The sequence below is a fragment of the Paenibacillus sp. P4_A7 genome (genome assembly GCF_056402455.1).
Window position 1 is genome coordinate 1 of record NZ_JBFUHJ010000328.1, and the last position, 6,194, is coordinate 6,194.

The 6,194-nt window shown below is 43.4% G+C and carries 8 protein-coding genes; 6 read left to right on the forward strand and 2 right to left on the reverse strand.

Features of this window, described 5'->3' with window-relative positions; translation table 11 throughout:
- Positions 1-182 precede the first annotated feature (182 nt).
- From AC1DWN_RS25200 to AC1DWN_RS25225, 6 genes are all read left to right on the forward strand, one after another.
- A complete protein-coding gene (locus AC1DWN_RS25200) occupies positions 183-788 on the forward strand; it encodes an ECF-type sigma factor (protein WP_477561643.1) in 606 nt (201 codons plus the stop codon).
- 637 nt (positions 789-1,425) lie between these two features.
- Positions 1,426-1,902 (forward strand): phage holin family protein, encoded by a 477-nt coding sequence (locus AC1DWN_RS25205; protein ID WP_477561644.1) that lies wholly within the window; start codon positions 1,426-1,428, stop codon positions 1,900-1,902.
- Positions 1,895-2,203, forward strand: coding sequence for a M23 family metallopeptidase (locus AC1DWN_RS25210; protein ID WP_477561645.1), 309 nt, complete (start codon positions 1,895-1,897; stop codon positions 2,201-2,203). The genes AC1DWN_RS25205 and AC1DWN_RS25210 overlap by 8 nt, the downstream gene beginning before the upstream one ends.
- A 25-nt stretch (positions 2,204-2,228) precedes the next feature.
- Entirely contained in the window at positions 2,229-2,366 is a 138-nt protein-coding gene (locus tag AC1DWN_RS25215; RefSeq protein WP_477561646.1) for an N-acetylmuramoyl-L-alanine amidase, read from the forward strand.
- A 248-nt stretch (positions 2,367-2,614) separates the two neighbouring features.
- The gene (gene ccpA / locus AC1DWN_RS25220; protein ID WP_477561647.1) at positions 2,615-3,619 is read left to right on the forward strand and encodes a catabolite control protein A; all 1,005 of its coding nucleotides are present in this window, start codon (positions 2,615-2,617) and stop codon (positions 3,617-3,619) included.
- A 5-nt stretch (positions 3,620-3,624) separates the two neighbouring features.
- On the forward strand, positions 3,625-4,323 hold the full coding sequence (locus AC1DWN_RS25225) for a 5'-methylthioadenosine/adenosylhomocysteine nucleosidase (RefSeq protein ID WP_477561648.1): 699 nt from the start codon (positions 3,625-3,627) through the stop codon (positions 4,321-4,323).
- A gap of 93 nt (positions 4,324-4,416) precedes the next feature.
- Here AC1DWN_RS25225 and AC1DWN_RS25230 read toward each other — a convergent pair whose 3' ends face one another.
- Positions 4,417-5,595 (reverse strand): acetoin utilization protein AcuC, encoded by a 1,179-nt coding sequence (locus AC1DWN_RS25230; RefSeq protein WP_477561649.1) that lies wholly within the window; start codon positions 5,593-5,595, stop codon positions 4,417-4,419.
- A 122-nt stretch (positions 5,596-5,717) separates the two neighbouring features.
- A partial coding sequence (locus tag AC1DWN_RS25235) for a GNAT family N-acetyltransferase (RefSeq protein WP_477561650.1) occupies positions 5,718-6,194 on the reverse strand: 477 nt, incomplete at its 5' end.

Here is a 6,194-nt window from a genome sequence, read left to right on the forward strand (position 1 = left end):
GTCTGGCTTAATGCTAATCCCGAATCTATTTGTCGATAACCGGGCTGTTTAAGTATATTGTTTGTGATAAAAATATTATCTTTATTATTATATTAGATAAAAAAATTATCGTCAATATGAGGGGGGGGCTTTTTTTTATTAAATACTTTATCAAAAGTGATCTAGCGGACGGGGGAAGATTAATGGATAACGAAGCTATTAYGATTAGCCGTTTGATTGACTATAAGCGAATGACAGCGAGAATCAAAGTACTTGAAAATTACTCGATAGGCAATGGAATTACAGTAAGCCGGTTAAATCAAGATGATCAGCTGCAGGAGCTGCATCATAGATTGCGTAAAATGCCAAGTTATATGTACCTTGGCAAACTTGAGCAAAAGATTGAAGCGACAGCACATGCCTATCTGACTAATTATCCAGCAGGAATTAAAAGCCAGTTGGCGGCGATCCCCCATAAAGGGGCAGATGCGGAGGACGATAAGCTGCTGCGAGAGTTGAGAGGGAAAATCAAGAAGGTAATGGATGCGCGAAACTGGGAAATGAATGATATGGATGCTGTATTGGAGCGTGTGGCTGAGTTGCAGGACTTGCAAGCCGAGGTTAAACGAATTGATAGTGTGCTGGAGGCGTTGGAGGATTATAAGCCGGAATATGCAAAGCTACTGAGATTGCGATACATAAATGGCTTGAACGCCCAAGAAACAGCATATGAGCTTGGCGTAGCGGACCGTACCTTTCGTAAGTGGCGCGTAATGGCCGAGCAGGCGTTTATGAGTCTTGCCGTTTAAATGCCGCAATGCTGCCTGAAGTTTACCGTTTCCCCTTTTAAAAGCGTGTTATTATGCTAGTATGAAATAAAAAGAATACGCACAGAGGCTGTCCATTTGGACGGCCTTTGTGCGTATGCGGATTAAATGAAGCAAAAATGCTTTCTAGGCAAATTGCTTATAGCAATCAGAAAAGGACTCTATTCCATTAAAACGGTTAGAGTTCTTTTCAACAGGAGCCGCTGAATAAGCGGCTTTTTCTTATGCCCTGTCGAATGGCTCAAAACTAGTCAAATAACAGCGAATTCAGGAGGTGTTTAATCATAAGAGGTAAACAGAGTAAGCAGAATCATCAGAGTTAGAGGTATGGTTGTTATCAAGCCGATTTACATTGCAGCAAAAGAACGTGCTTAATGTGGCTCTTGAAAATAACGAATTCTATACGTTTAGTGAAGCTACACTTGCATTAAATAAATTTATTATGACGGACGTGTTGTAAGTGGTTGGAGGAACATGGACGATGCAAAATAAAGTTAGAGCGGGTGTAAGTATCAATTTCAACTAGGAGCAACAAGCGCATGGTTCGCTAGGCGATAGAGGAATAGTAACAAATCAAGGCTCCGCTCAGCGGGGCTTTTTATTTTGAGGAGGGAAAAATATGGACAAAGGGCATACCGTATGCGTAGCAATCGAATCTATTTTTTTAGACGTAATTGAATTTTTTTATGGAGCAGGTGAAGCGGTGATTACATCCATGATTGCGTTAACTTTTTTTATCATAATGGACTGGATCAGTGGTACGCGAGCATCAAAAAAAGACAATAGCTATGTAAGCAAATACGGTATCGATGGTGTAGCACGAACCTTGTTTATGCTACTCCTTCCAGCTGGCGGCCATCTGCTGGATCAAGTATTTAGCTTGCCTGGTATTCTTTTTGGGGCATTGACAGCTGGTCTGTTATATCACGTAATCAATTCTATGACAGCTAATGCTATTCGAGCAGGGTGGGGGAACTGGCTGCCGATTACTATTTTAGAAGCACTCCTTAAGTGGGTAGGCTCTGAGTTAGATAAAAAGGTTCAAAGAGCAGCGCAACGAGGGGGCGATACAGAGGGGGTGAACAAGGATGTCTAATTGGAGCTATGATCCAACCTATCGCCTGACAAGCCCTTTCGGCCTGAGAATCCATCCAGTCTCAAAAGTACCTAAGTTTCACCGAGGTGTTGATCTGGTGATTACACCAGCTAATGGACCTCTATACGCATTTGTAGCCGGCATTGTTGTGCACTCCAATCATGGCATTGCGTATTCTGGTATCCCAGCTGAGATGGGTATCGTGGTTGCCGTTCGGGATGATAGAGGTTTTCTTCATCTATATGCCCACCTCAGCGCAGCTGTCGTTAGGGTAGGTGACAGTAATTGTTGCACCGCATAAAGTTGAAGAGGAGGATGAGACAGAAATGAGTACAAAAGACGCGAACAAAATCATCTCATTTTTGGGTGCTGCTTTTATGGCTACGGAAGATAAAGCAGCACGAAAGGAGTTCAATAGACTCACGAATGTCCTTCGGGAAGCTAGTGGTCAGAAGCTGCAATGACATTTGTCTACGAAATTATTGGAAAGGGTATAATGTTTACGAGTACTAAATTCCGATATAATAATTTATTCGACGCTGGAAAAATGATACTTTTTATTCCTTTGCATTTCTAAATGAAAACGCATGAAAACAAGAACCATAAGGGTTTGAGCGCGGTTATGCTTTGCGTTGCTTAACCCTTTATGCTATGATTACCATAATATGCGTCGCGCGTAAATATAAAATTTAAACTAATGGAGTGAAGCATAGTGACGGTAACCATTTATGATGTGGCAAGAGAAGCAGGAGTATCTATGGCTACGGTTTCCCGGGTTGTAAATAATAATCCGAATGTGAAACCTGCAACTCGCAAAAAGGTTTTTGAAGCAATTGAACGGCTCGGGTATCGTCCAAATGCGGTAGCTCGTGGGCTGGCAAGTAAGAAAACAACTACGGTTGGTGTAGTTATTCCTGATATTTCTAATGCAATTTTTGCTGAAGTAGCACGCGGAATTGAAGATATTGCGAATATGTATCATTATAATATTATTTTGTGTAATGCTGATAAGAAAAAAGATAAAGAGATTAGAGTTATAAACACGCTTCTGGAGAAGCAGGTAGATGGCTTGCTGTTCATGGGTGGCGCTGTAACGGAAGAACATTTGCAAGCTTTTAAAACATCGAATGTTCCCATCGTACTTTGTGCAACCTCTGATGAAAGCGGACAAATTCCGTCTGTTGACATCAATCACGAAGATGCTGCTTTCGATGYGGTAATGAATGTCATTTCACAAGGTCACAAGCGTATTGCTATGATTAGTGGTACTCTACAGGATCCTTCTAACGGTTATGCGAGATTTCAAGGCTATAAGCGTGCGCTAGAAGCTTCAGGAATCGCATATGATGATTCATTGGTTCGTATAGGCAACTATCGCTATGAATCCGGTGCGGAAGCAATGAAGTATTTTATTGAATTGGACGAGCGTCCTTCTGCTGTATTCTCCGCTACTGATGAGATGGCAATTGGAGCTATTCATAGTATCCAAGATGCTGGATTGAAGGTTCCTGAAGATATTTCAGTAATTAGCGTGGACAACAGTAGAATGGCATCGATGGTTCGACCGTTACTGACAACAGTTGCACAACCGATGTACGATATTGGTGCGGTGTCCATGCGTTTGCTAACCAAGCTTATGAAAAAAGAAAATGTCGAACAATCCAAAGTAGTGCTGCCGCATGAAATCATTGTGCGTCAATCAGTTGGAGGAATATAAAATAAATGCTGTTTAATAAAATCGGAATTATTGGCGCTATGGCGGAAGAAATTGAATTACTGCATGAGCATGTGGACGTAGCATCCGAATTGACTAAAGCAGGAATTACTTATTATGAAGGAACACTCCATGGTAAAACAATTATTTATTGCAAATCTGGAGTTGGCAAAGTAAATGCTGCGGTTTGCACGCAAATATTGCTTGATTTAGGTGCGGATTGCGTATTATTTACAGGTGTTGCCGGCGCTGTTGATCCCCAGTTGAACATTGGTGATATCGTCGTGTCTACAAGCTGCGTACAGCATGATATGGACTGCTCGCCACTTGGCTATGCAAGGGGGACAATTCCATACCATATTCGTTCGGAGTTTCCGGCGGATGAATCACTTGTCGAGCTTGCCGCCTCAGCTAGTGAACGTCATTTTCCTGGATGCAGCTTGAAGGGAAAAGTATTGTCGGGCGATCAGTTTATTGCTAGCCGTGATACTGTTAAGCTGCTTCATGAAACGATGCAGGGAGCATGCGCGGAGATGGAAGGTGCTTCTGTTGCTCAAGTATGCGACATGAATGAAATTCCATTTGTTATCATTCGCTCTATGTCTGATAAAGCAGACGGATCGGCTCATGTGAATTTTGCTGATTTTACGATTCRGGCCTCAAATAATTCGTACCAAATTATCGATGATATGATTAAGCATATTTAAGCTCCTATATAATAAAAGAGCACTCATTCTTATCGCCTTTTGGCAGATTTGAATGGGTGCTTTTTCATTAACAGTAATAAGGCTGCCACTGTATTATAAGTCTTGAATGACAATTTGCTGCATGGATTTGTTTTTAGTGGAGATTTCCTCACGTCTTGGGATGGGAGGAATGCTAGCTAAGTCATCCATCCAATGAGTCGGAAGGTCTACGGGACTTTCTTGCGACCAGCGTTCGAGCCAATCCCTCGGCAGTTCGTTCAATTTGTCATCTGCCATTGCACTAGTAATAGGATGATCAGTCATCGTGAGCCAGACGAGCGACCATGCTCGAGGCACAACGCGCCATATATCATATCCGCCACCGCCGAGCGCGATCCATCTCCCAGCCGTATAAGCGTGAGCCAGCTCATGAATTATAGCGGGGATTTCACGGTAAATCCGCATGCTGCAATGAGTATGTGAGAGCGGATCAAAAGCATGAGCATCGCAGCCATGCTGGCTAATTATGACGTCAGGCTTATAAGCATCGATTACTTTACGCAGCGTGACGTTAAAGCATTCGAGCCACGAATCATCCTCTGTATAGGGCTCAAGCGGCACATTAAAGCAAGCTCCAAAGCCGTGGTCGACTCCTTTTTCATAGACGAAGCCCGTTCCAGGAAACAAAAATTTACCTGTTTCATGGATAGAATAGGTGCATACAGCCGGATCATCATAAAAGACCCATTGCACTCCGTCACCGTGATGCACATCCGTATCGATATACAGGACACGGGAGCCGTAAGTTTTTCGAATATGCCTGATTGCGATGGCCGCGTCGTTATAGACGGAGAAGCCGGATGCTCGATCTGGGAAGGCGTGATGCAGGCCGCCTGCCAGATGAAACGCGTGTAAAGCCTGACCTTGCATAACCGCGTCTGCGGCTGCTACAGTGCCGCTGACGATCGCCGAAGCAGCCTTATGGATACCAGGAAAGTAGGGCGTGTCCTCCGTATGAAATCCGAATTGCTCTGCTATAGAATCACTGCCATTGCTTTCAGCGTCCAAGCTCAATTGTTTAACCGCGTTCATATAATCAGGTCGGTGAACGAGCGAGATTAGGTCGTCATCCGCCTCCAGATGAGGCTCCTTTATATGGTCGTCCGTCAGAGCGCCAAGACGTCGCAGCAGATCCATCGTTAAGGTGAGCCGTACCGGACTAAAGGGATGCTCATCCCCAAAATTATAGCCTTCCGATTCTGAATGATGTATGAAAATCGCATTTGCAGACATACCGCTTCATATCCTCCTAAAGGTTTGCGAAGCAAACCACATCGTAAGCATAAGCTAGGTTTGCGATGCAAACCACATCGTAAGCATAGGCTAGGTTTGCTTCGCAAACCACATCGTAAGTTTTAATACATGAAACGCTGCCGGAACCTTACTGTGTCAAAATGCTCGACAGAGCTAAGCGGAACCTCTTTGCCTATTTTAACCATTAGACAATTGGCAGGATGAGAACATATTTCGGGGTCATCAGTAGCGAACCATACCATTCCGACTGATTTCATGAGGTTCTCCATCATTTTACGATAATCCCACACGTTAAGCTTTGTGCCCTCCAAGTCCCAATGCCAATAATACTCAGTTGTAAATACGATCATATTTTCAAGCTGTTCTTCCGCGAAAGCAAGCTGTATCATCTTTTTTCCTAATCCATACGAACGATATTCATTAGCGACTTCAATAGCCCCAAGTTCAATTAAGTCAATCATTCCACCCTCAGACCAACGTTCAAGCTCGTCTGCGTAATGAAATGTAACGTAGCCCACAATAACGTCAGCTTCACGCACAATAATAATTCGGCCTTCTTCTAATCCTGCAATTTCCAC